Source organism: Pseudomonas sp. B13(2017), assembly GCF_002113245.1.
GTDB classification, from domain to species: domain Bacteria; phylum Pseudomonadota; class Gammaproteobacteria; order Pseudomonadales; family Pseudomonadaceae; genus Aquipseudomonas; species Aquipseudomonas putida_Z.
On sequence record NZ_NEJX01000001.1, the window covers coordinates 25,675 to 48,368 of the forward strand.

General features: G+C 64.7%; 19 protein-coding genes and 1 riboswitch. Of the genes, 5 read left to right on the plus strand and 14 right to left on the minus strand.

Annotation, left to right across the window (positions count from 1 at the left end):
- Positions 1–19 precede the first annotated feature (19 nt).
- Both CAG44_RS00125 and asd read left to right on the plus strand, forming a co-directional pair.
- Positions 20–829 carry a rhodanese-like domain-containing protein gene (locus CAG44_RS00125; protein WP_085691369.1) on the plus strand — a complete coding sequence of 270 codons (810 nt, stop codon included), beginning with the start codon at positions 20–22 and terminating at the stop codon, positions 827–829.
- Positions 830–838: 9 nt separating this feature from the next.
- Entirely contained in the window at positions 839–1,702 is an 864-nt protein-coding gene (gene asd, locus CAG44_RS00130; protein WP_013974449.1) for an archaetidylserine decarboxylase, read from the plus strand.
- Between the two features lie 149 nt (positions 1,703–1,851).
- Here asd and serB read toward each other — a convergent pair whose 3' ends face one another.
- Positions 1,852–3,066, minus strand: a complete 1,215-nt coding sequence (gene serB, locus CAG44_RS00135; RefSeq protein WP_025340836.1) for a phosphoserine phosphatase SerB — start codon at positions 3,064–3,066, stop codon at positions 1,852–1,854.
- Between the two features lie 135 nt (positions 3,067–3,201).
- Between serB and CAG44_RS00140 the strand changes: the two genes are divergently transcribed.
- Positions 3,202–4,659 (plus strand): AhpA/YtjB family protein, encoded by a 1,458-nt coding sequence (locus tag CAG44_RS00140; protein ID WP_085691370.1) that lies wholly within the window; start codon positions 3,202–3,204, stop codon positions 4,657–4,659.
- Positions 4,660–4,819: 160 nt separating this feature from the next.
- Here CAG44_RS00140 and CAG44_RS00145 read toward each other — a convergent pair whose 3' ends face one another.
- The 9 genes from CAG44_RS00145 to CAG44_RS00185 all read right to left on the minus strand — a co-directional run bounded on the left by CAG44_RS00145 (position 4,820) and on the right by CAG44_RS00185 (position 14,206).
- Positions 4,820–5,530: a membrane integrity-associated transporter subunit PqiC gene (locus CAG44_RS00145; RefSeq protein ID WP_025340838.1), complete on the minus strand. Its 711-nt coding sequence runs from the start codon at positions 5,528–5,530 to the stop codon at positions 4,820–4,822.
- 172 nt (positions 5,531–5,702) lie between these two features.
- Positions 5,703–7,961 (minus strand): DNA topoisomerase IV subunit A, encoded by a 2,259-nt coding sequence (parC, locus tag CAG44_RS00150; protein ID WP_075046538.1) that lies wholly within the window; start codon positions 7,959–7,961, stop codon positions 5,703–5,705.
- 10 nt (positions 7,962–7,971) lie between these two features.
- Positions 7,972–8,490 (minus strand): TIGR02281 family clan AA aspartic protease, encoded by a 519-nt coding sequence (locus CAG44_RS00155; protein ID WP_025340840.1) that lies wholly within the window; start codon positions 8,488–8,490, stop codon positions 7,972–7,974.
- On the minus strand, positions 8,487–9,473 hold the full coding sequence (locus CAG44_RS00160; protein ID WP_085691371.1) for an esterase-like activity of phytase family protein: 987 nt from the start codon (positions 9,471–9,473) through the stop codon (positions 8,487–8,489). Before CAG44_RS00160 ends, CAG44_RS00155 begins: the two co-directional genes overlap by 4 nt.
- Entirely contained in the window at positions 9,470–11,374 is a 1,905-nt protein-coding gene (gene parE, locus CAG44_RS00165; RefSeq protein WP_015272020.1) for a DNA topoisomerase IV subunit B, read from the minus strand. Before parE ends, CAG44_RS00160 begins: the two co-directional genes overlap by 4 nt.
- A 35-nt stretch (positions 11,375–11,409) precedes the next feature.
- Positions 11,410–12,018, minus strand: a complete 609-nt coding sequence (locus tag CAG44_RS00170) for a YqiA/YcfP family alpha/beta fold hydrolase (RefSeq protein WP_085691372.1) — start codon at positions 12,016–12,018, stop codon at positions 11,410–11,412.
- Positions 12,019–12,259: 241 nt separating this feature from the next.
- The gene (cpdA, locus tag CAG44_RS00175; protein WP_085691373.1) at positions 12,260–13,060 is read right to left on the minus strand and encodes a 3',5'-cyclic-AMP phosphodiesterase; all 801 of its coding nucleotides are present in this window, start codon (positions 13,058–13,060) and stop codon (positions 12,260–12,262) included.
- An 85-nt stretch (positions 13,061–13,145) separates the two neighbouring features.
- On the minus strand, positions 13,146–13,598 hold the full coding sequence (locus CAG44_RS00180; RefSeq protein WP_016501905.1) for a DUF1249 domain-containing protein: 453 nt from the start codon (positions 13,596–13,598) through the stop codon (positions 13,146–13,148).
- Entirely contained in the window at positions 13,589–14,206 is a 618-nt protein-coding gene (locus CAG44_RS00185) for an NUDIX domain-containing protein (RefSeq protein ID WP_085614742.1), read from the minus strand. The genes CAG44_RS00180 and CAG44_RS00185 overlap by 10 nt, the downstream gene beginning before the upstream one ends.
- Before the next feature lie 185 nt (positions 14,207–14,391).
- On the opposite strand from CAG44_RS00185, the gene CAG44_RS00190 reads away from it, so the two are divergent.
- Entirely contained in the window at positions 14,392–15,138 is a 747-nt protein-coding gene (locus CAG44_RS00190) for an RsiV family protein (RefSeq protein ID WP_025340845.1), read from the plus strand.
- Here CAG44_RS00190 and cytX read toward each other — a convergent pair.
- Entirely contained in the window at positions 15,107–16,390 is a 1,284-nt protein-coding gene (gene cytX / locus CAG44_RS00195; protein WP_085691374.1) for a putative hydroxymethylpyrimidine transporter CytX, read from the minus strand. The two genes, CAG44_RS00190 and cytX, sit on opposite strands and share 32 nt — an antisense overlap.
- A gap of 165 nt (positions 16,391–16,555) precedes the next feature.
- A complete protein-coding gene (thiC, locus tag CAG44_RS00200) occupies positions 16,556–18,436 on the minus strand; it encodes a phosphomethylpyrimidine synthase ThiC (RefSeq protein ID WP_025340847.1) in 1,881 nt (626 codons plus the stop codon).
- Positions 18,437–18,590: 154 nt separating this feature from the next.
- Positions 18,591–18,697, minus strand: a riboswitch (TPP riboswitch).
- A gap of 160 nt (positions 18,698–18,857) precedes the next feature.
- Here thiC and CAG44_RS00205 point away from each other — a divergent pair.
- Positions 18,858–20,294, plus strand: a complete 1,437-nt coding sequence (locus CAG44_RS00205; protein ID WP_025340848.1) for a TolC family outer membrane protein — start codon at positions 18,858–18,860, stop codon at positions 20,292–20,294.
- Positions 20,295–20,446: 152 nt separating this feature from the next.
- On the opposite strand, the gene waaA is transcribed toward CAG44_RS00205, so the two are convergent.
- Together waaA and CAG44_RS00215 are read right to left on the minus strand one after the other, a co-directional pair.
- Positions 20,447–21,718 (minus strand): lipid IV(A) 3-deoxy-D-manno-octulosonic acid transferase, encoded by a 1,272-nt coding sequence (gene waaA / locus CAG44_RS00210; protein WP_085691375.1) that lies wholly within the window; start codon positions 21,716–21,718, stop codon positions 20,447–20,449.
- Between the two features lie 11 nt (positions 21,719–21,729).
- Entirely contained in the window at positions 21,730–22,620 is an 891-nt protein-coding gene (locus tag CAG44_RS00215; RefSeq protein WP_085691376.1) for a LysR family transcriptional regulator, read from the minus strand.
- Positions 22,621–22,694: the final 74 nt, after the last annotated feature.

Here is a 22,694-nt window from a genome sequence, read left to right on the forward strand (position 1 = left end):
TCCACACTGGAGACCGTGGATGACTGACTTTTCCGGCCTGCCCCTGGTGATCGAAGCCGCGGACCTGCTGCCGCGCCTGGATTCGCCACAGCTGATCCTGGTCGACCTGAGCAGCGCCAACCGCTATGTCAGCGGGCATATCCCCGGCGCACGCTTTGTCGAAGGCAAGCGTACCCAGCTTGGCCAGCCCCCAGCGCCCGGCCTGCTGCCGGCCCTGGGCGAGCTGGAAAAACTGTTCAGCGAACTCGGCCACCGCGACGATGCCGTGTATGTGGTGTATGACGATGAGGGCGGCGGCTGGGCCGGGCGCTTCATCTGGCTGCTCGACGTGATCGGCCACAAGCGTTACCACTACCTCAATGGCGGCATCCAGGCCTGGCCTGCCGACAAGCTCTCCACAGAAGTGCCCGCCAGCGGCAACACGCCGGTGCGCCTGCGCATCGACAGTTCGCCCACCGCCACCCGCGAGTACCTGCAAAGCCGCCTGGGCGCCGACGACCTGGTCATCTGGGACGCCCGTGGCCCGCAGGAGTTCAGCGGCGAGAAAGTGCTGGCAGCCAAGGGCGGCCACATCCCCGGCGCGATCAACTTCGAGTGGACCGCCGGCATGGACCTCAACGACCACCTGCGCATTCGCCAGGACATCGCCGAAGTCCTGCAGAACCTGGGCATCACCCCCGACAAGGAAGTGATCACCCACTGCCAGACCCACCGCCGCTCCGGTTTCACCTACCTGGTGGCCAAGGCCCTCGGCTACCCGCGCGTCAAGGCCTACGCCGGCTCGTGGAGCGAATGGGGCAACCACCCGGACACGCCTGTAGAAGTCTAAGGAACCTGCATGAAATCCCGTTTGTTCATCATCAGCCAGTACCTGCTGCCGCACCACCTGCTGTCGCGGCTGGCCGGCTGCATCGCCGAGTGCCGCGTGCGCTGGTTCAAGAACGCCTTCACCGCCTGGTTCGCCAAGCGTTACCAGGTCAACATGAGCGAAGCGCTGGTCGAGGACCTGAGCGCCTACGAGCACTTCAATGCATTCTTCACCCGCGCCCTGAAGCCGGGTGCCCGCCCGCTGGACGAGACCCCGGGCGCCATCCTGTGCCCGGCCGACGGTGCCGTCAGCCAGCTTGGCCCGATCGAGCACGGCCGCATTTTCCAGGCCAAGGGCCACGGTTTCAGCGCGCAGGAGCTGCTGGGCGGTGACCCGGCCATGGCCGCGCCGTTCATGGGCGGCGAGTTCGCCACCATCTACCTGTCGCCCAAGGATTACCACCGCGTGCACATGCCGCTGGCCGGTACCCTGCGTGAAATGGTCTACGTGCCGGGCCGCCTGTTCTCGGTCAACCAGACCACCGCAGAGAACGTCCCCGAGCTGTTCGCCCGCAACGAGCGCGTGGTCTGCCTGTTCGATACCGAGCGCGGGCCGATGGCCGTGGTGCTGGTTGGCGCGATGATCGTCGCTTCGATCGAAACCGTGTGGGCCGGGCTGGTGACGCCACCCAAGCGTGAACTGAAGACCTTCCGCTACGACGAAGCCAGCCGCGCGCCGATCCACCTGGAGAAAGGCGCCGAACTGGGCCGTTTCAAGCTGGGGTCGACTGCTATCGTGCTGTTCGGGCCGGAGCAGGTGAAGTGGGCGGAGAACCTGGGTGCTGGTTCCGCGGTGCGCATGGGCCAGCAGTTGGCGGCGCCTGTGCAGGCTTGATTGCCTGATGGAACCTGGGGCCGCGTTGCGGCCCTTTCGCGACACAAGGCCGCTCCTACAGGTACGGCGCCGCATTTGAAATCTGCGCCGTACCTGTGGGAGCGGCCTTGTGTCGCGAAAGGGCTGCGAAGCAGCCCCAAACTTGCAAATCAGCCGCGCGCGTCGCGGTCGCGCAGGCCCAGCAGATACAACACCCCATCCAGCCCCAGGGTAGAAATCGCCTGCTTGGCCGACTGGCGCACCAGCGGCTTGGCGCGGAACGCCACGCCCAGGCCGGCCAGCGACAGCATCGGCAGGTCGTTGGCACCGTCTCCCACGGCAATGGTCTGCTCCAGCTGCAAGCCTTCTTCGCTGGCCAGCTTCTGCAGCAGCTCGGCCTTGCGCTGGGCATCGACGATCGGCTCCACAGCCACGCCGGTCACCTTGCCATCGACCACTTCCAGCTCGTTGGCGAACACATAGTCGATGCCCAGGCGCGCCTGCACCTGGCGGGCAAAGTAAGTGAAGCCACCGGACAGGATCGCCGTCTTGTAACCCAGGCGCTTGAGCTCGGCAAACAGGTTCTCGGCCCCCTCGGTCAGGCGCAGCGACGCACCGATCTCGTCCAGCACGCCCACATCCAGGCCCTTGAGCAGCGCCATGCGCTCCTTGAAGCTGGCACGGAAGTCCAGCTCGCCACGCATCGCGCGCTCGGTGATCGCGGCCACCTGCTCACCTACGCCAGCGGCCTTGGCCAGTTCGTCGATGACTTCGGCTTCGATCAGCGTCGAGTCCATGTCGAACACCGCCAGGCGGCGGTTGCGGCGGAACAGGTCGTCCTTCTGGAAGGCGATGTCGATGCTCAGCTCTTCAGCCAAGGCGAAGAAGTCGGCACGCAGGGCCTGGGCATCGCTCGGCACGCCGCGTACGGAAATCTCGATGGCCGCCTTGCCCTTGTCGGTCTCGGCATCCAGCGCCACACGGGCCGACAGGCGCTCGATGCGCTCGATGGTCAGGCCGTACTGGCTGATCACCGCACTCACCCGCTGCAGCTGCTCGGGGGTGATCTTGCGGCTGAGCAAGGTGACGATGTGGCGCGCCTCGCCGTGGCCATCGGCCCAGTGCTGGTAGTCCGCCTCGGAAATCGGCGTGTAGCGGGCCTGCAGGTTCAGTTCGTGGGCCTTGGCCTGCACGCTCTGCAGCAGGGAGGTGGCCACTTCGTTGTCCGGGATATCGACCAGGATGCCGAACGACAAGGTACCGTGCATGACTGCCAGGCCAATGTCGAGGATGCTCACACCGCCCTGCAGCAGGACGCCGGTGATAGCCGCAGTGAGACCGGGACGGTCCTCACCGGTGATGTTGATCAGGACGATTTCGCGCACAACCTGGCTCCGACTTCGATGAAAAATGCGCATTCTACCGATTTTCCGTGACCGTCGGGCGCCAACGATACTTTGCCGACAAAACCCGGCTCGCTATACTGCCCCACACTTTCATGCCATTAAGAGCCGAGCTCAGTGAACCGGCCCACGCCCGTCAAAGCAGACAACTTCTTCCTGATGATCTATCGCGCCCTGAGTCAACGTCGCGTGCCGCTGGCACTGCGCATCGCCTGCACCAACATTTTCCTGGTGGCGCTGGCGTTGGTGATCTACGCCTGCGTGATGGGCCTGCAGTTCAAGCAGGCCATGCACGAGCAGGCCGATGCCCTGGGCCAGAGCCTGACCACCCAGACCGCCACCTCGGCGACCGAGCTGCTGGTGGCCAACGACATCCTCAGCCTCAACGTGCTGCTCGGCAACCTGGTGAAAAACCCGCTGGTGGCCCATGCGGCAATCTACAGCGTGGACAACCGTATCCTCGCCGAGGCCGGCCAGCGCCCGCGCAACAGCCTGCTGGGCGAGGCCGAAGGCCTGTACCAGACCAAGATCACCTTCCAGGACGTGACCGCCGGGCAACTGCGCATCAGCCTGGACATGAGCCAGTTCCAGCAGCCGATGCTGATCAGCCTGCAGAGCATGGGCATCCTTGCCGCCATCCTGCTGGTACTGGCACTGACCCTGAGCCTGCGCCAGGGCCGCTTCATCACCCTGCCGCTGCTGCAGCTGCGGGTGTGGCTGCGCGACCCGCAACCCTATACCCCGGCCACCGACCGCCAGGACGAGATCGGCGACATCGCCCGCCAGCTGCACGCGCGCCTGGCCCCGCCGCCGCCACCTGAGCCGGAGCCCGAAGAAGAGGACGACGAGCAGTTCGACGACCTGCACGACGCCACCCCGGCAGCCAAGGCCGCACCGCGCGCCAAGCTTGCCGCCCAGGCGGACGAGGATGACGATGAAGCCTTCGCCGGCCTGCTGGACGACGAAAGCGCACCCAAGGCCGCCGTGGTCGAATCCGACGAGCCGCAGTACAGCGCCGTGCTCGCCGTGCAGTTGGGTTCGCAGGAGCAGTTGCGTCGCCTGCCGCGCACGCGCCTGACCGAACTGACCGAGCGCTACCGCGATTGCCTGGAGCACGCCGCCTCGCTCTACGACGGCGAAACCCACACGCTCAACGACGGCAGCACCCTGGTGCTGTTCCACAGCCGCGACTGCGGCGAGGACTACCTGACCAACGCCATCTGCTGCGGCGAGCTGTTGCGCGCCCTGGGCCATGCCCTGCAGATCGAGGTTGCGGACAGCGGCATTACCCTGCAGCTGCAACTGGGCCTGGCTCTGGGCAACGACCTGCAAGGGCTGGAGCTGGTAGACCTGCTGATGGCCGAAAAGGCCCAAGACGCCTTGGCGCTGTCGCAGCACAGCCGCAACCTGTTGCTGGTGGAGCGGCAGATCAGCGATGACACGCTGATTCGCCAGCGCGCCCGCATTCGCCCGATTGCCAGCCCCGAGGGCGCCTGCTGCGTGGAGCGCCTGATGGAGCCCTACCCGTCGATGCTGGAGCGGCAGTTGGCGCGGATGCACGAACGCCGGGTCTGATACCGGGCTGGCCTCTTCGCGGGTAAACCCGCTCCCACAGGGGCCTGCACCAACCTGTGGGAGCGGGTTTACCCGCGAAGAGGCCAGCACAGACAGTACAAAAACAGCAGATACGAAAAAGCCCGCATCGTTGCGGGCTTTTTCGTATCTGGCAGTTGGATCAGAACCGGTAGACTTCCATATCGGTACGAATCGGCGCAGCCATCGGGATCTTGGATTTCTCCGGCGTCTTTTTCACCTGCACCGGAGCAGCCGGCTTTTTTGGCGACTCTTCGGCAATCGCCGGCTGGTTGGCCAGCGGCTTGACCGCAGTGCTCAGCTGTTCGGCCAGCTTCTGCAGCAACTGGCCCTGGGCCTGTACCTGCGACGCCTCGCTGCCCGCGTGTGGCTGTTCGAGGTGAACGATGCGGTTGTCACGCACATGGCCACGGCGGTCCAACAAGCGCCACTGGGCATCCAGGACGGCCGGCTGGTCCTTGCCCGAGTCCAGGCGAGTAATCGACAGCAGTACTTGTACATCCGGGTTGAAACCGGTCGCCGCCGGGGCCAGCACCACGCGCTGGCTGTCCAGGCGCCAGGCGAGTTGGCGCACCAGCAGCTGGTCGATATCCGACGAAAGGCTGCCGGCCCAACGACCGTCGGTCGCCGAACTCAGGCTGCCATCGGCCTGACGTTGCAGGAACGTCTCACGTTGCAGGTAATCGGCAACCGATACCGGGCCGAGCACCACGGCCATGCCCGCACTCTGCGAAGGCTGGCCAGGATCACCACTGTCGAGCTGGTACAGGGCAACCGGCTGGTGCATGGTGCACCCGCCAAGGCCCAGCAGGCCAGTCATCAACAGCGCAAATGGAAGGCGCAGAAATTTCATCATCCCATCCAGGCGGTCGCCAAAAGGCCAACCGCAGTGATACACATAGATTCAAACGGGCACACGGCCACGCCGGCACCGCAAGGGCCATATCATCCGCGAAATAACCGTCCGACTCCAGCATTTCTGCCCGGAACGACGCTGAAATTGCCGTTCCAGACATTTCAACCGGTTACGCCGGCACTTCCACCTGCAACCCATCGACCCGCTGGAACCCGCGTGGCAGCTTGCTGCCGCGCCGTCCGCGCTCACCCTTGTAATGCTCCAGGTCGTCCGCTTTCAGAGATAGGGTACGCTTGCCGGCTTGCAATACAAGTGTCGCGCCATCGGCAATCACAGCCAGATCGGTAACAAATTCTTCACGGCTGGCTACCCGGTCGCCCGGCACCCCGATGATCTTGTTGCCCTTGCCTTTGCCCAGCTGAGGCAGGTCGCTGACCTTGAACACCAGCAGACGGCCTTCGGTAGTCACCGCCGCCAGCCAGTCCTGCTCGCGGTTCGCCACCGGGCGCGGGGTCATGACCTTGGCACCGTTGGGCAGGCTGAGCAAGCCCTTGCCGGCCTTGTTCTTGGCCTGCAGGTCTTCACCCTTGACCACGAAGCCATAGCCGGCGTCCGAGGCCACCACGTACAACGCATCGTCGTCCGGCAACAGCACGCACTCGAAGGTAGCCCCCGGTGGTGGCGTCAGGCGGCCGGTCAGCGGTTCGCCCTGACCACGCGCCGACGGCAGGCTGTGAGCGGCCAGCGAGTAGCTGCGGCCAGTGGAGTCGATGAGCACGGCAAACTGGTTGGAGCGCCCGGCGGCGGCCGCTTTGAAGCCATCGCCGGCCTTGTATGACAGGCCGGTGGCATCGATGTCGTGGCCCTTGGCGCAGCGCACCCAGCCCTTCTCCGACAGCACCACGGTGACCGGCTCGGTCGGCATCAGTTCGTTTTCCGACAGCGCCTTGGCCTCGGCACGCTCGACGATCGGCGAGCGGCGGTCGTCGCCATAGGTTTCGGCATCCTTGATCAGCTCGCTGCGTACCAGTTTGCGCAGCTTGGCATCGCTGCCCAGCAGGGCGAGCAGTTTGGCCTGCTCTTTCAGCAATTCATCCTGCTCGCCGCGGATCTTCATCTCTTCCAGGCGCGCCAGCTGCCGCAGGCGGGTCTCGAGGATGTAGTCGGCCTGGATTTCGGTCAGGTCGAAACGGGCGATCAGGGCTTGCTTGGGCTGGTCCTCGGTACGGATGATGTGGATAACTTCATCCAGGTTGAGGAACGCGGTCAGCAAACCTTCCAACAGGTGCAGGCGCTTCTCCACCTTGTCCAGGCGGTGCTGCAGGCGGCGACGGACGGTAGTGGTACGGAACTCCAGCCACTCCAGCAGCAGCGCTCGCAGGTTCTTCAGCTGAGGCCGGCCGTCCAGGCCGATGATGTTGACGTTGACCCGGTAGCTGCTCTCCAGGTCGGTGGTGGCAAACAGGTGCTGCATCAGTTCATCGGCATCCACGCGGTTGGAGCGCGGGATGATGACGATGCGGCACGGGTTCTCGTGGTCCGACTCGTCACGCAGGTCGGCGACCATCGGCAGCTTCTTGGCCTGCATCTGCGCGGCGATCTGCTCCAGCACCTTGGCCCCGGAGACCTGGTGCGGCAGCGCGGTAACGACGATGTCGCCATCCTCGACGCGGTACACGGCGCGCATACGGATGGAGCCGCGGCCGCTTTCGTACATCTTCAGGATTTCTGCCCGCGGCGTGACGATCTCGGCCTCGGTCGGGTAGTCCGGCCCCTGGATGTGCTCGCACAGCTGCTCGATGGTGGCCTTGGGCTCGTCGAGCAGGCGCACACAGGCCGTGGCCACTTCACGCAGGTTGTGCGGCGGCACGTCGGTGGCCATGCCCACAGCGATACCAGTGGTGCCGTTGAGCAGGATGTTGGGCAGGCGCGCCGGCAGCACGGCCGGCTCCTGCAGGGTGCCATCGAAGTTGGGCACCCAGTCCACGGTGCCCTGGCCGACTTCGCTGAGCAGCACTTCGGCGTAGCGCGAAAGACGCGCTTCGGTATAACGCATGGCTGCGAACGACTTCGGATCGTCCGGCGCACCCCAGTTGCCCTGGCCGTCGACCAGGGTATAGCGGTAGCTGAACGGCTGCGCCATCAGCACCATGGCCTCGTAGCAGGCCGAGTCGCCATGGGGGTGGAACTTGCCGAGCACGTCACCGACGGTACGCGCCGACTTCTTGTGCTTGGCATCGGCATCGAGCCCCAACTCGCTCATGGCGTAGACGATGCGTCGCTGCACCGGCTTCAGGCCATCGCCGATGTGCGGCAGGGCGCGGTCCATGATCACGTACATGGAGTAGTTGAGGTAGGCCTGTTCGGTGAAGTCAGCCAGCGAGCGGCGTTCCACGCCGTCCAGGCTGAGTTCCAGTGAGTCGCTCATGCGGGCCTCGTCATTTCAGGTTCTGGCGCAGCAGCATGGTGCCGCCGCGCTGGGTAAATTCAAGTTGTTTCAGGGCACTCATGCCCAGCAATACGGTCTGCCCATCCAGGCCCGGCACCACGATGGCGCGTACGTCCTGCAGGCGGATATCCCCCAGCTGCAGGCTGGCCAGGCGCGTGCGGTAGCCTTCGGTACGGCCGTTGGCGGTACTGAGCTGCACCGGGCTGCCACGCTCCAGGCCCAGCTCGCGGCCCAGCGCCTCGGGGATGGCCACGTCGGTGGCACCGGTGTCGAGCATGAAGTGCACCACCTGGCCGTTGATCGCGCCATCCATCACGAAGTGGCCCTGGCCGTTGCCCAGCAGGCGCACCTCGATAAAGCCTTCGCCATGCGACGACTGCACCTGGGCATTGGGGTTGCGCTGGCTGTCTTCCCATTGGCCGAAGAAACGCGTGGCAAGGAACAGCGCCGCCGCCCAGGCGACGATCATCAATACCTTGCCAGCCCGCTTGCCCGGCGCCTGACTCATGGCTTGGCGCTCCATCCGCCTTCCGGCGCATCGAAGCGCCAGACGATCGGGCGTGCCTCGCCATCAGCGCGGGCGCCGTTGTTGTTGTCCACACCGATCCAGGCGCCCTTGGCATCGATCACCAAGGCCTCGGCCAGGCCGAACGGCTGTTGATAGCGGCGCGACTCGACCAGGGCATCGGCAGCGAACGACCAGCAGCGCTCGACCTTGCCACTGTCGGTATCCCGACGGCAGACCCGGTAGGCGTTGCGTTCGAGGGTGAACAGCTTGCCTTCGAACCAGGCAAGGTCAGCGAAGTCGCGCGACAGTGCCTGGGCATTGGGCATCTGCGCCGGCTGCATTTCGACGCCAGCCTCGCTCAGCAGCACGCAGCTGCGGCCGCAGGTCCACACCGATTGCTGGCGCTCGATGGCCACCAGGCCCCGCCGCTCGCGCTCGGCGGCCAGCCACAGGCGGTCACCCGCCGGGTTGATCGCCAGGCCTTCGAACAAGGCGTTGAAGTTCAGCAGCATGCCGCTGGCACGGGCCTGACGAACCATGGCCGGGTCGATCTTCAACCAGTCCGCTTCGCCTTCCAGCGGCAGTTGCAGCACCGCGGCATGCGCCTCGCTGACCAGGTACAGGTTACCCGCCTGGTCACAGCTGATGCCTTCGAAATCCAGCTCGCCACCACGAATATACGACGCCGCCCAGTTGCGCGACTTCAGGCCCCACGGCAAGCCACTTTCCGGCACCGCTGGCGGGGCGAAGGTGAGCGGCTGCGCGCGCCAGGTCGGGTTTTGCTGGTCGAAGCGGTAGATACGGTCGTCGTCGCGGTCGGACACGCCCCACAGCCCGCCCCGGCATTCCACCAGGCCAGACAGGTTGCCACCGCGCATGCCTTCGATCGGGTGCTCGGCGCTCAGCTTCAACTCTGGCCAGTTGCCCGCCAGGCTCGGCAGGGCAGCCAGCGCCAGGCAGGCAGCCAGAAGCCGCCGAATCAAACCATGACCTCGGCCAGGTTACCCTTGGTTTCCAGCCAGCTCTTGCGGTCACCCGCGCGCTTCTTGGCCAGCAGCTTGTCCATCAGCTCGCAGGTGGCCTGCACATCGTCCAGGGTCAGCTGCACCAGGCGCCGGGTGTTCGGGTCCATGGTGGTCTCGCGCAGCTGTGGCGGGTTCATCTCGCCCAGGCCCTTGAAGCGGGTGACCTGTGGCTTGCCGCGTTTCTTCTCGGCCACCAGGCGATCGAGGATACCGTCGCGCTCGGCCTCGTCGAGGGCGTAGTAGATTTCCTTGCCCAGGTCGATGCGGTACAGCGGCGGCATGGCCACGTACACATGCCCGGCCTCGACCAGCGCGCGGAAGTGCTGGACGAACAGCGCGCACAGCAGCGTGGCGATGTGCAGGCCGTCGGAGTCGGCGTCGGCGAGGATGCAGATCTTGCCGTAGCGCAGCTGCGCAAGGTCAGTGGCCCCCGGGTCGACGCCAATGGCCACGGCGATGTTGTGCACTTCCTGGCTGGCCAGGACTTCACCACCGTCCACTTCCCAGGTGTTGAGGATCTTGCCGCGCAGCGGCAGGATCGCCTGGAATTCCTTGTCGCGTGCCTGCTTGGCCGAGCCACCGGCCGAGTCACCCTCGACCAGGAAAAGTTCGGCGCGCATCGGATCCTGGCCGGCGCAATCGGCCAGTTTGCCGGGGAGTGCCGGGCCCTGGGTGATGCGCTTGCGCTCGACCTTCTTGCTGGCCTTCAGGCGGCGACCGGCGTTGCTGATGGCCAGCTCCGCCAGTTGCATGCCCAGCTCGGGGTGGGCGTTGAGCCACAGGCTGAAGGCGTCCTTGACCACGCCGGAAACGAAGGCAGCCGCCTCGCGCGACGACAGGCGCTCCTTGGTCTGCCCGGAGAACTGCGGGTCCTGCATCTTCATCGACAGCACGAAGGTGATGCGTTCCCAGACATCTTCCGGCGCCAGCTTCACACCGCGCGGCAGCAGGTTGCGGAACTCGCAGAATTCGCGCATGGCATCCAGCAGGCCCTGGCGCAGGCCATTGACGTGGGTGCCGCCCTGGGCGGTAGGGATCAGGTTGACGTAGCTTTCCTGGATGCTGTCGCCGCCTTCTGGCAGCCACAGCAAGGCCCAGTCCACCGCCTCCTTGTTACCGGCCAGGCTGCCGCAGAACGGCTCGTCGGGCAGGCGTTGGAACTCGTTGACCGAATCGACCAGGTAGGAGCGCAGGCCGTCCTCGTAGTGCCATTCGACCTTCTCGCCGCTGGCCTTGTCCTCGAAGCTGACCAGCAGGCCCGGGCACAGCACGGCCTTGGCCTTGAGCACGTGCTTGAGGCGGCTGATGGAGAACTTCGGCGAATCGAAGTACTTGGGGTCGGGGCTGAAGTACACGCTGGTACCGGTGTTGCGCTTGCCGACCGAGCCGACCACTTCCAGCTCGCTGGCCTTGAAGCCATCGGCGAAGGTCATCTGGTATTCGTTGCCGTCACGTTTGACGCGCACGCGCACCTGGGTCGACAGGGCGTTTACTACCGAGATGCCCACGCCGTGAAGGCCACCGGAGAACTGGTAGTTCTTGTTGGAGAACTTGCCGCCGGCGTGCAGCTTGGTGAGGATCAGCTCGACCCCGGACACGCCCTCTTCCGGGTGGATGTCCACCGGCATGCCACGGCCATCGTCGCTGACTTCCAGCGAGTGGTCGGCATGGAGGATGACCTGCACCGAACGGGCGTGACCGGCCAGGGCTTCGTCGACACTGTTGTCGATGACTTCCTGGGCCAGGTGGTTGGGGCGGCTGGTATCGGTGTACATGCCCGGCCGCTTGCGGACCGGGTCAAGGCCCGAGAGGACTTCGATGGCGTCTGCGTTATAGGCGCTAGCGCTGGGAGTGGCCATAGGGTCTCGTCGTCAGTCTGGTGAATGCAAAAAAGTCAAAATACAGAAAAATCGAGCGCTGCGTACTGCCCAGGGGCAATGCCGGCAAAGGCCAGCAGTGCCGGCAGGCGCTCGGCGAAGCCCTGGAAGCTGTGGTCGCCACCGGCCTGGATGCGCAGCGCACAAGCACGGTAATAGCGCTCGGCGTGGCGATAGTCCAGGGTTTCATCGGCGGTCTGCAGCCACACTTGATAGCGGCTGGCGTCCACCGGGGCTGGTACTTCCAGCTCGGCCAGGGCCTGCACGTGATCGTGGGTCAGCTCCCAGGCTTCACCGGTGTAGTGATTGTGCTGGGTGCCCAGGTAGCCGTCGAAATGCTTGTGCGGTGTTACCGCCGGGTTCACCAGCAGGGCTTTGAGGCCGTGGCGCTCGGCCAGACAGGTGGCATAGTAGCCGCCGAGCGAACTGCCCACCAGCAGTGGCGCGCCCAGCTCGGCGATGGCCGCTTCGAGCTGGGCGATGGCCTGCCGTGGGTGGTGGTGCAAAGCGGGCACCCGCAGTTGGGCCGACAGGCCCAGTTGCTGCATCACGGCCTCGAGTTGGCGCGCCTTGGTCGAAAGTGGCGAGCTGTTGAAGCCATGGATATAGAGGATGGAACCCGACATGCTGCCCCCGGAATCTGTGGCTTCGCGCCCGGTGATATGGGCGCAGGGACGCGCAGTGTAGCGCGTTCGCCGGGTTTTGGCGCCGCACAGGGGTTTTAGCAACAAATTCTTCAACAGCTTTGAGAGTGCCGGGGGCGCTTTGCGCCCCTATCGCGACACAAGGCCGCTCCCACAGGGGTACGCGATCTCCTGTGGGAGCGGCCTTGTGTCGCGATAGGGCTGCGCAGCAGCCCCAAAATCTTCAATAACCAGGGCTATCGAAGTCGAGCTTCACCTTGAAATCCAGTGCCCGCTCCACCCCGGTCTCCAACCGCCCGTCGGCGTGCAGGCGCAGCCAGCGGTATCCAGGCTGCTCCTCGCTCACCTTGAAATCCTCGCTACGCGCCGCGAACTGGATACAGGTAGACGGCGTAGCCAGCAGGCGCAGGCCGCCACGCACTTCATCCCATTCCTGGTGCACATGCCCCCAGAGCAGCGCCCGCACCTGTGGATAACCCTCGACGATATCGAACAGCGCCTGGGCATTGCGCAAGCCGATCGGCGCAATCCAGGCACAGCCGATATCCACCGGCTGATGGTGGAAGCACACCAGGCAATGCCGTTCACCCGCCTCTCGCAAGGCCGTTTCCAGCACTGCCAGCTGGTCATCCTCCAACAGCCCGTGCGTCGCCCCGGGTACGGCCGTGTTGAGCATGACGATGCGCCACGCACCGATATCGGTCACCGCCTGTACCAGCTCCGGCGCCACTTGCGCCATGACTCGGGCCTCGTCATGGTTGCCAGGCAACCAGCGGGTGGGCACGGCAAACGGTGCGGTCAGCTCACGGAATGCTTCATAGGACGCCACGCTGGCGTCCTGGGACAGGTCACCAGTGCACAGCAGCAGGTCGACAAGCGGTTGCTCCCGCCGCACCTGGGCCACTACATGGCGCAGGCTGTCACGGGTATTGAGGCCCAGCATGCTGCCGGCCGGGTCGGCGAACAGGTGGGCATCGGTCAGTTGCACCACATGCACGGGGCGCGATTGGTCTGGCTGCGGCAACGGCCGTCTCCTCGAACGGATTCAGCGCGAATTATGGCTGCACAACGGGTGCGAGCAAACACCCACGAACGACCTGCGTCACACTTCAGCGAACGCTCGCCAGTTCGTGACCACAAGCCAGGCAGTGGCTCAGCCATTCACCGAGGAACAGGTTGAGCTGGGCCTTTTCGTCCGGCTGGTGCATGGCCTCGTTCGGATACGGGTAGATGCTACGCAGGCGCCGGGTGTGTTCGGCACTGACCACTTCGGCCATGCGCGCATCGTGGTACACCTGCACTTCCAGGTGCGGCACCGGCAACCACGGCAGGCTGTGCTCCTGGCGCACGTGCAGGGTGGTGGTGTACGGGCAGGCCAGCACCACGTCGAGTACCAACACGCCGAGCATCTGGTCGCCCTGGGTCATGCCGATGCGGCGCGAACTCTGGGTGGTGCGCATGTCGGGCAACAGGCGCATCAGCCGGGCGTAGTTGGCCTCGCAGGCTGCCTGCAGCCCGACCAGGTCGACCCGATAACGCTCGCGCAGCAGGTTCACTTCCACATACCTCGTACTTCATCACGGTTCAGCGCCAGCCATTGCAGGCCGATGATGGTCGCCGCATTGCAGATGCGCCCGTCGCGCACCGCCTGCATGGCATCCTCGAACGACCACACGCGCACGCGAATGTCCTCACCCTCTTCTTCCAGGCCATGCAGGCCGCCCGCACCTTCGCTGCTGCAACGGCCGAGGAACAGGTGAACGTATTCGTCACTGCCGCCGGGCGACGGGAAGTAACGGGTCATCGGCCACAGGGCGCTGAAGGTCAGGCCGGCTTCTTCTTCGGCTTCGCGATGGGCCACTTCCTCGGGTTGCTCGTCCTTGTCGATCAGCCCGGCCACCATCTCGATCAGCCAGGGGTTGTCGACCTTGTCCAGTGCACCGACGCGGAACTGCTCGATCAGCACCACTTCATCGCGCAACGGGTCGTACGGCAGCACGCACACCGCATCATGGCGCACGAACAGTTCGCGGCTGATCTCGCGGCCCATGCCCCCGGCAAACAGCTCGTGGCGCAGGCGTAGCTTGTCTAGCTTGTAAAAGCCCTGGAAGCAGTTGGCCCGCTCGATGATTTCGAAGCCCTTGGGCACTGAGTTCAACGCGTCTGACATGGAAATCCTCATTACCTCGAATACCGCATCGCGCCATCCTACTCTGCACGCCTGCCGGTTTCATCCCTTTCCGGCAACCGTTCGCGCACTCGGGACAGCGCGCCTTCTCTCTGTTAGCTTAGTGGCGAACTGAAGGCCGCGCAGACGGTCAAAGGCCGACTTTTCCCTGTTCTGCAAGGATCCTCATGACACTTGTCAAACTGACTTCCGTGGCTGTGCTGGCCCTGGCCCTGGGTGCCTGCCAAAGCCTGTTCACGCCCAACTACCGGGCGCCGCTCGAGGTCAAGCGTGATGCCTGGGAGCATGTCAAACCCGGCTGCAGCGAAAGCGACTGCCCGCTGGTGAACATCGACATGATCCACTTCCCGGCCTTGCCCAAGCTCGATGGCATCGTCGAGAAACGCCTGCTGCAACTGACCGAAGACAACCAGCGCGGCAACGCACCGACCAGCCTGCAAGCCTACGAGCAGCAGTACCTGGCCAGTGCCGACAAGCGCAACAGCAGCTACCTGCAGGCCAAGGTACGCGAGCAGCATGACGGACTGGTGATCATCGAACTGTCCAGCTACCTGGACAGCGGCGGCGCCCATGGCATGCCCGGGCGTGGTTTCATCAACTATTCGCGCAAGCTGGACAAGGTGCTGACCCTGCAGGACATGCTGGTGCCCGGCCAGGAAGATACCTTCTGGAAAACCGTCGAGGAGTCGCACCGCGCCTGGCTGATCAGCGTAGGCATGGACAAGGACGCCGAGTTCATCAAGACCTGGCCGTTCAAGCAGTCGCCGCACGTCGCCCTGACGTACGGCGCGGTGGTGGTCAAGTACGAGGTCTATTCCATCGCGCCCTACTCCATGGGCCACGTGGAATTGAAGATCCCCTACCCACGCCTGAATGGCGTGCTCAAGCCTGAACTGTTTCCCGGCCGCGGCTGAAGCTCAGCAGCCCGTGCAGTAGCCCTGCCAGCAGCAATGCCGGCAGGGTCGCACCCAGGTCGGGCGCTTGCGCGGCGATCAGATGGTACGCGGCAACGCCCACCGCCCAGGCCAGCAGTGCCTGCCAGTGCAAGCCATGCACCTGTGCCGGCAAGCGGCGGCGACGGATCACGTAATGGTCCATCAATACCACACCGAACAGCGGTGCAAACACCGAACCGATCAGCAGCAGGAAGTTCTCGTACTGTGCCAGTGGCGCCAGCAAGGCAATCAGCGTGCACAGCACGCCAATGGCCAGCGCCAGGTGCTCGACCTTCAGGCGCACCAGCACGCCGGTGGAAACGGCCGCCGAGTGAATGTCGGCAAAAGCCTTTTCCGACTCGTCCAGCAGAATCAGCAGCAGTGGAATGCCCATGCCGGCGCCCGCGAGGGCCAGCAGCAGAGCGTTGGCTTCGCCACTGCCGGCGAAGGCCAAGGTGTAGCCCACGCCCAGGCTCATCAGCCAGGTGTTGCCGATGAAGTAGCCCAGCACCGTACCGCCGAATACATGTTTGCCGTTACGGGCAAAACGCGAGTAGTCGGCGATCAGCGGCAACCAGGACAGCGGCATGGCGATGGCGATGTCGAAGCCCACGGCCAGCGACATCGAACCGTCACCGGCACGGTCCCACAGTGCCGCCAGGTCGGCCTTGGCGAACAGGTTCCAGGTCAGCCACAGGCAAGCGCCCAGCAGCAGCCAGATGCCCCAGGTGCGCAGCACCTTGCGCACGAACGCCAGCGGCCCACCGACCGCGAGCAGGGTGGCCAGGGCGCCGAAGCACAGGGTCCAGAGCACAGGGCTGTTCCAGGCGCTGGCTTCGCCGAACGCCCGCGCGCCCAGCAGGCTGGCGGCATCGCGCATGACGATGATCTCGAACGCGCCCCAGCCCACCAGTTGCAGCAGGTTGAGCAGCGCCGGCAAACGCGCGCCGTGGCCGCCCAGGCTCAGTTTCAGCGTGCCCATGGCCGACAGGCCGGTATCGCTGCCGATGACACCGGCAGCCCCCAGCAGCAGCACACCCACACCGGTGCCCAGGGCGATAGCCAGCACCGCGCCGGCAAGGCCCAGGCCAGGGGCCAGCATGGCGCCGACCTGCAGCACCATCAGGCCGATGCCGAGGGAGAACCATAGCGAGAACAGGTCGCGGGCGCCGAAGATGCGCTGGGCGGTGGGGACCGGGTGGTCGGGGGAGAATTGGCTGGGTGATGTCATGGTTGGCGCTCGCCGGCAATGTTGTTGGTGTTCCTGGCGAGGACTTCGTCCTCGTATCGCGACACAAGGCCGCTCCCACAAAAACCGCGCTGGCCTCAAGCCTTGCGCGGTCCCTGTGGGAGCGGCCTTGCGTCGCGAAAGGGCCGCAAAGCGGCCCCAGCGGTCTTAGACTTTGTGATACAGCTGGCTGCCTTCCTGGCGGAACCGCTCGGCCTGCTCACGCATGCCTTGCTCGACCGTCACATCCACGGTTTCGATCTTGGCGGCGTATTCGCGCACTTCCTGGGTGATCTTCATCGAGCAGAACTTCGGCCCGCACATCGAGCAGAAGTGCGCGACCTTGGCCGATTCCTTCGGCAGGGTCTCGTCGTGGTAGGCACGGGCAGTGTCCGGGTCCAGGCCGAGGTTGAACTGGTCTTCCCAACGGAACTCGAAGCGTGCCTTGGACAAGGCGTTGTCACGAATCTGCGCACCCGGGTGGCCCTTGGCAAGGTCGGCGGCATGAGCGGCGATCTTGTAGGTGATGATGCCGGTCTTCACGTCATCCTTGTTCGGCAGGCCCAGGTGCTCCTTGGGCGTGACGTAGCAGAGCATGGCGCAACCGAACCAGCCGATCATCGCCGCACCAATGCCCGAGGTGATGTGGTCGTAGCCAGGAGCGATATCGGTGGTCAGCGGGCCGAGGGTGTAGAACGGCGCCTCGTCGCAGCATTCCAGCTGCTTGTCCATGTTCTCCTTGATCAGCTGCATCGGCACGTGGCCGGGGCCTTCGATCATGCACTGCACGTCGTGCTTCCAGGCGATCTTGGTCAGCTCGCCAAGGGTTTCCAGCTCACCGAACTGCGCGGCATCGTTGGCGTCGGCAATCGAGCCGGGGCGCAGGCCGTCGCCCAGCGAGAAGCTGACGTCGTAGGCCTTCATGATTTCGCAGATTTCGTCGAAGTGGGTGTACAGGAAGTTTTCCTTGTGGTGCGCCAGGCACCACTTGGCCATGATCGAGCCACCACGGCTGACGATGCCGGTGACGCGCTTGGCGGTCAGCGGCACATAGCGCAGCAGCACACCGGCGTGGATGGTGAAGTAGTCCACGCCCTGCTCGGCCTGCTCGATCAGGGTGTCGCGGAACAGCTCCCAGGTCAGGTCTTCGGCCACGCCGTTGACCTTTTCCAGGGCCTGGTAGATCGGCACGGTACCAATCGGCACCGGCGAGTTGCGGATGATCCACTCACGGGTTTCGTGAATGTGCTTGCCGGTGGACAGGTCCATGACCGTGTCCGAACCCCAGCGGATGCCCCAGGTCAGCTTGGCCACTTCTTCCTCGATCGAGGAACCCAGGGCGCTGTTGCCGATGTTGCCGTTGATCTTCACCAGGAAGTTGCGGCCGATGATCATCGGCTCCACTTCCGGGTGGTTGATGTTGGCAGGGATGATCGCGCGGCCACGGGCGATTTCCTGGCGAACGAACTCGGGGGTGATTTCTTTCGGGATGTTGGCCCCGAAGCTGTGGCCGGCGTGCTGCTCGTCGAGCAGGCCGGCGGCGCGTGCCTCTTGCAGCTTCATGTTTTCGCGGATGGCCACATATTCCATCTCGGCGGTGATGATGCCCTGGCGGGCATAGTGCATCTGCGAGACGTTGGCGCCCGCCTTGGCACGGCGCGGGTTGCGCACGTGGGCGAAACGCAGCTTGGCCAGTTCGGCATCGTTCAGGCGCTGCTGGCCGAAGTCGGAGCTCAGGCCGGCCAGGCGCTCGGTGTCACCGCGTGCCTCGATCCACGCCGAACGCACGTCGGCCAGGCCCTTGCGCACGTCGATGACAACGTTGGGGTCGGTGTACGGGCCGGAAGTATCGTAGACCAGCACCGGGGCATTGGACTCGCCACCGAAATCGGTCGGGGTGTCGTCCAGGCTGATTTCACGCATGGGCACGCGGATGTCCGGGCGCGAGCCTTCGACATACACCTTGCGCGAACGCGGGAACGGTTGCACGGACTGCTGATCGACTTGTGCCGATTCGCTGAGGTTGATCGCTTTTTCTTGTTTGGTCATCACAGGCTCTCCAGACGGCTTCCTAGCAGTGGAATGTCGGGGTGAACCTGAAAGGCGCGGACGCACCCTTGATGGGTGCAGTGCCGGATATGGGGGTGCCTGAAGCTGCATGCAGCTGCGACATTCCCGGACCTGGCACAAGAGGCTCCCCGGGAAGGCGAGCAATCTTGTTCCCTACGCAGGCGCTAACCTGATCAGGTTCAACGGGATCCGCAACTTTGCGATCTCAGCCTTTGCTTCAAGGCACCCCGACAAGAACATGCGCAGTCTAGACTGGAGTGGTCGGCAAAGCCAAGCAGGTAAATGCGCGGATGATGAAAGGCACCCCGAGCGATTGTTGCCGGGTGCGCATGGCACTACACTGGCCCATCGCTCGATACTCAACAGTTCAGTAATTCAATTTCGTACAAGGATTGCCTCTATGCTGCGCAAACTCTCACTGGCAATAGCCGTGTCTTGTGCGTCCAACGGAGTGGTCTGGGCAGCGGACGTGCCCACTACAGTGAAAACCGACCTGGTCAGCGTCTATCAGGAAGCGGTCGACAACAACGCTGACCTGGCTGCGGCCCGCGCCGATTATGGCGCCCGCCGTGAAGTGGTACCGCAGGCACGCGCCGGGTTGCTGCCCAACCTTTCGGCCGGTGCCGAAATGCTGAACACCCGCACCAAGCTGGACGAACCATCGGCCACCAGCAACCGCAGCGGCAATACCTGGAGCGCGACCCTGGCGCAACCTATCTTCCGCGCTGACCGCTGGTTCCAGTTGCAGGCGGCCGAGGCGGTCAACGAACAGGCGGCGCTGGAGCTGTCGGCGACCGAGCAGAACCTGATCCTGCAAACCGCGCAGAATTACTTCGCCGTGCTCCGTGCCCAGGACAACCTGGCCGCGACCAAGGCCGAGGAAGCTGCCTTCAAGCGCCAGCTGGACCAGTCCAACGAACGATTCGACGTCGGTCTCTCCGACAAGACCGACGTGCTGCAATCCCAGGCCAGCTACGACACGGCGCGGGCCAACCGGATCATTGCCGAGCGCCAGGTACAGGATGCCTTCGAGGCCCTGGTGACCCTGACCAACCGGGAATACACATCGATTCAAGGCGTGGTCCATACCTTGCCGGTGCAGGTCCCTACGCCCAACGATGCCAAGGCCTGGGTCGAAACCGCCGGGCGCCAGAACCTCAACCTGCTGGCCACCAACCACGCGGTCGTCGCTGCCGAGGAAACCCTGCGCCAGCGCAAGGCCGGCCACGCGCCGACCCTGGACGCAGTTGCCAAGTACCAGAAGGGTGACAACGACAACTTCGGTTTCACCAACCCCGCACCAGCCCCCGTTTCGCGCTATAGCGGCGACGTCGAGCAGACCAGCATCGGCCTGCAGTTGAACATCCCGATCTACAGCGGCGGCCTGACCAGTTCGCAGGTGCGCGAGGCCTACCAGCGCCTGAGCCAGAGCGAGCAGCAGCGTGAAAGCCTGCGCCGCCAGGTGGTGGAAAACACCCGCAACCTGCACCGCGCGGTAAACACCGACGTGGAACAGGTGCAGGCGCGCAAGCAGTCGATCATCTCCAACCAGAGCGCGCTGGAAGCCACCGAGATCGGCTACCAGGTGGGTACCCGCAATATCGTCGACGTGCTTGACGCCCAGCGTCAGCTGTACACCTCGGTGCGCGACTACAACAACAGCCGCTATGACTACATCCTCGACAACCTGAGCCTGAAGCAGGCGGCCGGCACCTTGAGCCCGCAGGACCTGCAGGACCTCAAGCGGTACCTGAAGCCAGACTACAACCCGGACAAGGACTTCCTGCCACCGGACCTGGCGGCTGCAGCGGCGAAGAACTTCGAGCGTCGCCCCTGAGATAGAGGTGGATTTTCCGCAGGGTGGGTTGCTTTTGATGGCCTCATCGCCGGCAAGCCAGCTCCCACAGGTTCTGCACTGGCCTTAAGCCTTGTGCAGTACCTGTGGGAGCTGGCTTGCCGGCGATGAGGCCAGAAAACCCAACACAGAACTCAGCGGATAAGTGCACCCAGGCCATCGAGCAAGCGCTGCAACGCGCCCTGATTGGCCCGCATTACCGCCCTGCCCGCCTCGCCCATGCGCTGCGCGTCCTGCGGCAACTCGACCAGCCGCCGCACCGCTTCGGCCAGCCCGTCGGCATCGTCCACCTGCTGCAACGCCCCCGCCTCGCGCAGCATCGCGCTGATTTCGAGGAAGTTGAACACATGCGGCCCCATCAGCACCGGCAAGGCTAGCGCCGCGGGCTCCAGCGGGTTGTGCCCGCCGGTCGCCACCAGGCTGCCACCGACGAAGGCAATGTCGCCCAGGGCATAGAGGAACAGCAGTTCGCCCATGGTATCGCCGAGCAATACGCGAGTCTGCGCATCGACCGGCGTGCCGGCAGAGCGCCGCACGGTGGTGAACTGTTCGCTGCACAGCGTATGCACCGCTGCGAATCGCTCGGGGTGGCGCGGCACCAGGATCAGCAGGGCATCGCCATGCACCTGCAACAATTGCCGATGTGCCTGCAGGATCAACGCATCTTCACCTTCGTGGGTGCTGGCGGCGATCCACACCGGGCGCTGTTCGGCCCCCCACTGTTCACGCAATGCCTTGGCACGCGGCAACAGTTGCTCATCGATCTTCAGGTCGAACTTGATCGAACCGGTGACCTGCACGCACTCCGGACGCGCGCCCAGGTCACGAAAACGCTGGGCCTCGGTTTCGGTCTGCACGGCAATCAGGCTCATCTCGGCCAGCATCGGCCGGGTCAGCCCGGCAAAGCGCCCATAGCCACGGGCCGAGCGCTCAGACAAGCGTGCGTTGGCCAGCGCTACTGGAATGCCGCGCTTCGCACACTGGTGAATGTGGTTGGGCCACAGCTCGGTTTCCATGATGATGCCCAGCTTCGGCTGCACATGGTCGAGAAAGCGCCCTGCCGCCCAAGGCAGGTCGTAGGGCAGGTAGCAATGCTGCACGCGAGGTTCATCGGCGAACATGGCGCGAATACGCTCTGAACCGGTGGGGGTCATGCAGGTAAGCGTGATTGGCAATTCCGGGTAGGCCTTGAGCAAGGCGCGCACCATCGGTGCCGCCGCAATGCTCTCGCCCACCGATACCGCGTGTACCCAGAGGCCGCCCCGGCGCATGGCCGGCAGCCTGAAAGCAAAGCGCTCGCCGATGCGTTGGCCATAGGCCGGCGCCTTGCGCGCGCGCAGGTACAGGCGCAGCGCAACCAGCGGCAGGCCCAGGTGAAACAACAAGGTATAGAGAGTTCTGTTCATGGCCGCGGAGTTTACCCGATCGCGCGCAGGTGCACCGCAAAGCGCTCGGCCAGCCACTGCGCGGCAGGCCCCAGTGGCTCGTCGCGGCGCCAGGCCAGTTCCACCACCAAGGCCGGTGGCCGCCACTCGCTGTCCAGTTCGACCATGTGCGCCTGGTAGGTCGGATACTGCACCACGTGCCGCGGCAGCCAGGCCCAGCCCAGGCCGCGCATCAGCAGTTCGGCCATGGCGTAGAAGCTGTCGGCGCGCCACACCTGCGGGCTGATCGCTTCGCCGCCGGGGTAGCCGCTTTGCTGCGGGGCAATCAGCAATTGTCGGTGACGCGCCAATTGCTGCCGGGTAACCCGGCCTTCGCCGGCAAGCGGGTGACCGACCGCGCACACCGTGACCATTTCCACACTGCCCAGGGCGCGCCGCTCCAGCGAGGCCGGGATGCTCTCGTGGTGGAAGAAAAGGCCAAGATCGGCGCGCCTCTCCACCAGCTTGCGCGCCACATCGCCCTGGGCACCGCTGGCCAGCTGCACCTCCAGGAATGGGTAGCGGCTGGCCAGCTCGTCGAGGCTGTCGATGACCGGCTGGTAGGGCATGGCTTCGTCCTGGGCGACCCGCAACAAGGCCTCCTGCCCGCGCATCAGCGCCAACGCACGACCATCCAGGCGCTCGCACTGGCGCAACAGTTCGCGGGCATCTTCCAGCAGGGCGCTGCCGTTCTCGGTCAGCTTGGGTTGTCGGCCACTGCTGCGCTCGAACAAGGTGACCCCCAGGTCGGCTTCGAGCAGGGCGATAGCGCTGCTGATCGCCGACTGGGCCTTGCGCTGCTCGCGGGCCACGGCAGAGAACGAGCGCAGTTCTGCAACTCGCAGGAAGGTACGCAACTGTTCAAGGTTCCACTGCTCGGCCATCGACCTATCTCCAGTAGTGATAGGTAATGACTTTACCCCATCCAGGTTACGTCTAGAATGCCCGACCAGTTACC

What these genes read in the sequence shown, in the direction of transcription:
- CAG44_RS00125 (WP_085691369.1), top strand. Translation starts at nt 20, where the DNA reads ATGACTGACTTTTCCGGCCTGCCCCTGGTGATCGAAGCCGCGGACCTG.
- asd (WP_013974449.1), top strand. Translation starts at nt 839, where the DNA reads ATGAAATCCCGTTTGTTCATCATCAGCCAGTACCTGCTGCCGCACCAC.
- CAG44_RS00145 (WP_025340838.1), bottom strand. Translation starts at nt 5,530, where the DNA reads ATGAAATTTCTGCGCCTTCCATTTGCGCTGTTGATGACTGGCCTGCTG.
- parC (WP_075046538.1), bottom strand. Translation starts at nt 7,961, where the DNA reads ATGAGCGACTCACTGGAACTCAGCCTGGACGGCGTGGAACGCCGCTCG.
- CAG44_RS00155 (WP_025340840.1), bottom strand. Translation starts at nt 8,490, where the DNA reads ATGAGTCAGGCGCCGGGCAAGCGGGCTGGCAAGGTATTGATGATCGTC.
- parE (WP_015272020.1), bottom strand. Translation starts at nt 11,374, where the DNA reads ATGGCCACTCCCAGCGCTAGCGCCTATAACGCAGACGCCATCGAAGTC.
- CAG44_RS00170 (WP_085691372.1), bottom strand. Translation starts at nt 12,018, where the DNA reads ATGTCGGGTTCCATCCTCTATATCCATGGCTTCAACAGCTCGCCACTT.
- CAG44_RS00185 (WP_085614742.1), bottom strand. Translation starts at nt 14,206, where the DNA reads ATGTCAGACGCGTTGAACTCAGTGCCCAAGGGCTTCGAAATCATCGAG.
- CAG44_RS00190 (WP_025340845.1), top strand. Translation starts at nt 14,392, where the DNA reads ATGACACTTGTCAAACTGACTTCCGTGGCTGTGCTGGCCCTGGCCCTG.
- cytX (WP_085691374.1), bottom strand. Translation starts at nt 16,390, where the DNA reads ATGACATCACCCAGCCAATTCTCCCCCGACCACCCGGTCCCCACCGCC.
- thiC (WP_025340847.1), bottom strand. Translation starts at nt 18,436, where the DNA reads ATGACCAAACAAGAAAAAGCGATCAACCTCAGCGAATCGGCACAAGTC.
- CAG44_RS00205 (WP_025340848.1), top strand. Translation starts at nt 18,858, where the DNA reads ATGCTGCGCAAACTCTCACTGGCAATAGCCGTGTCTTGTGCGTCCAAC.
- waaA (WP_085691375.1), bottom strand. Translation starts at nt 21,718, where the DNA reads ATGAACAGAACTCTCTATACCTTGTTGTTTCACCTGGGCCTGCCGCTG.
- CAG44_RS00215 (WP_085691376.1), bottom strand. Translation starts at nt 22,620, where the DNA reads ATGGCCGAGCAGTGGAACCTTGAACAGTTGCGTACCTTCCTGCGAGTT.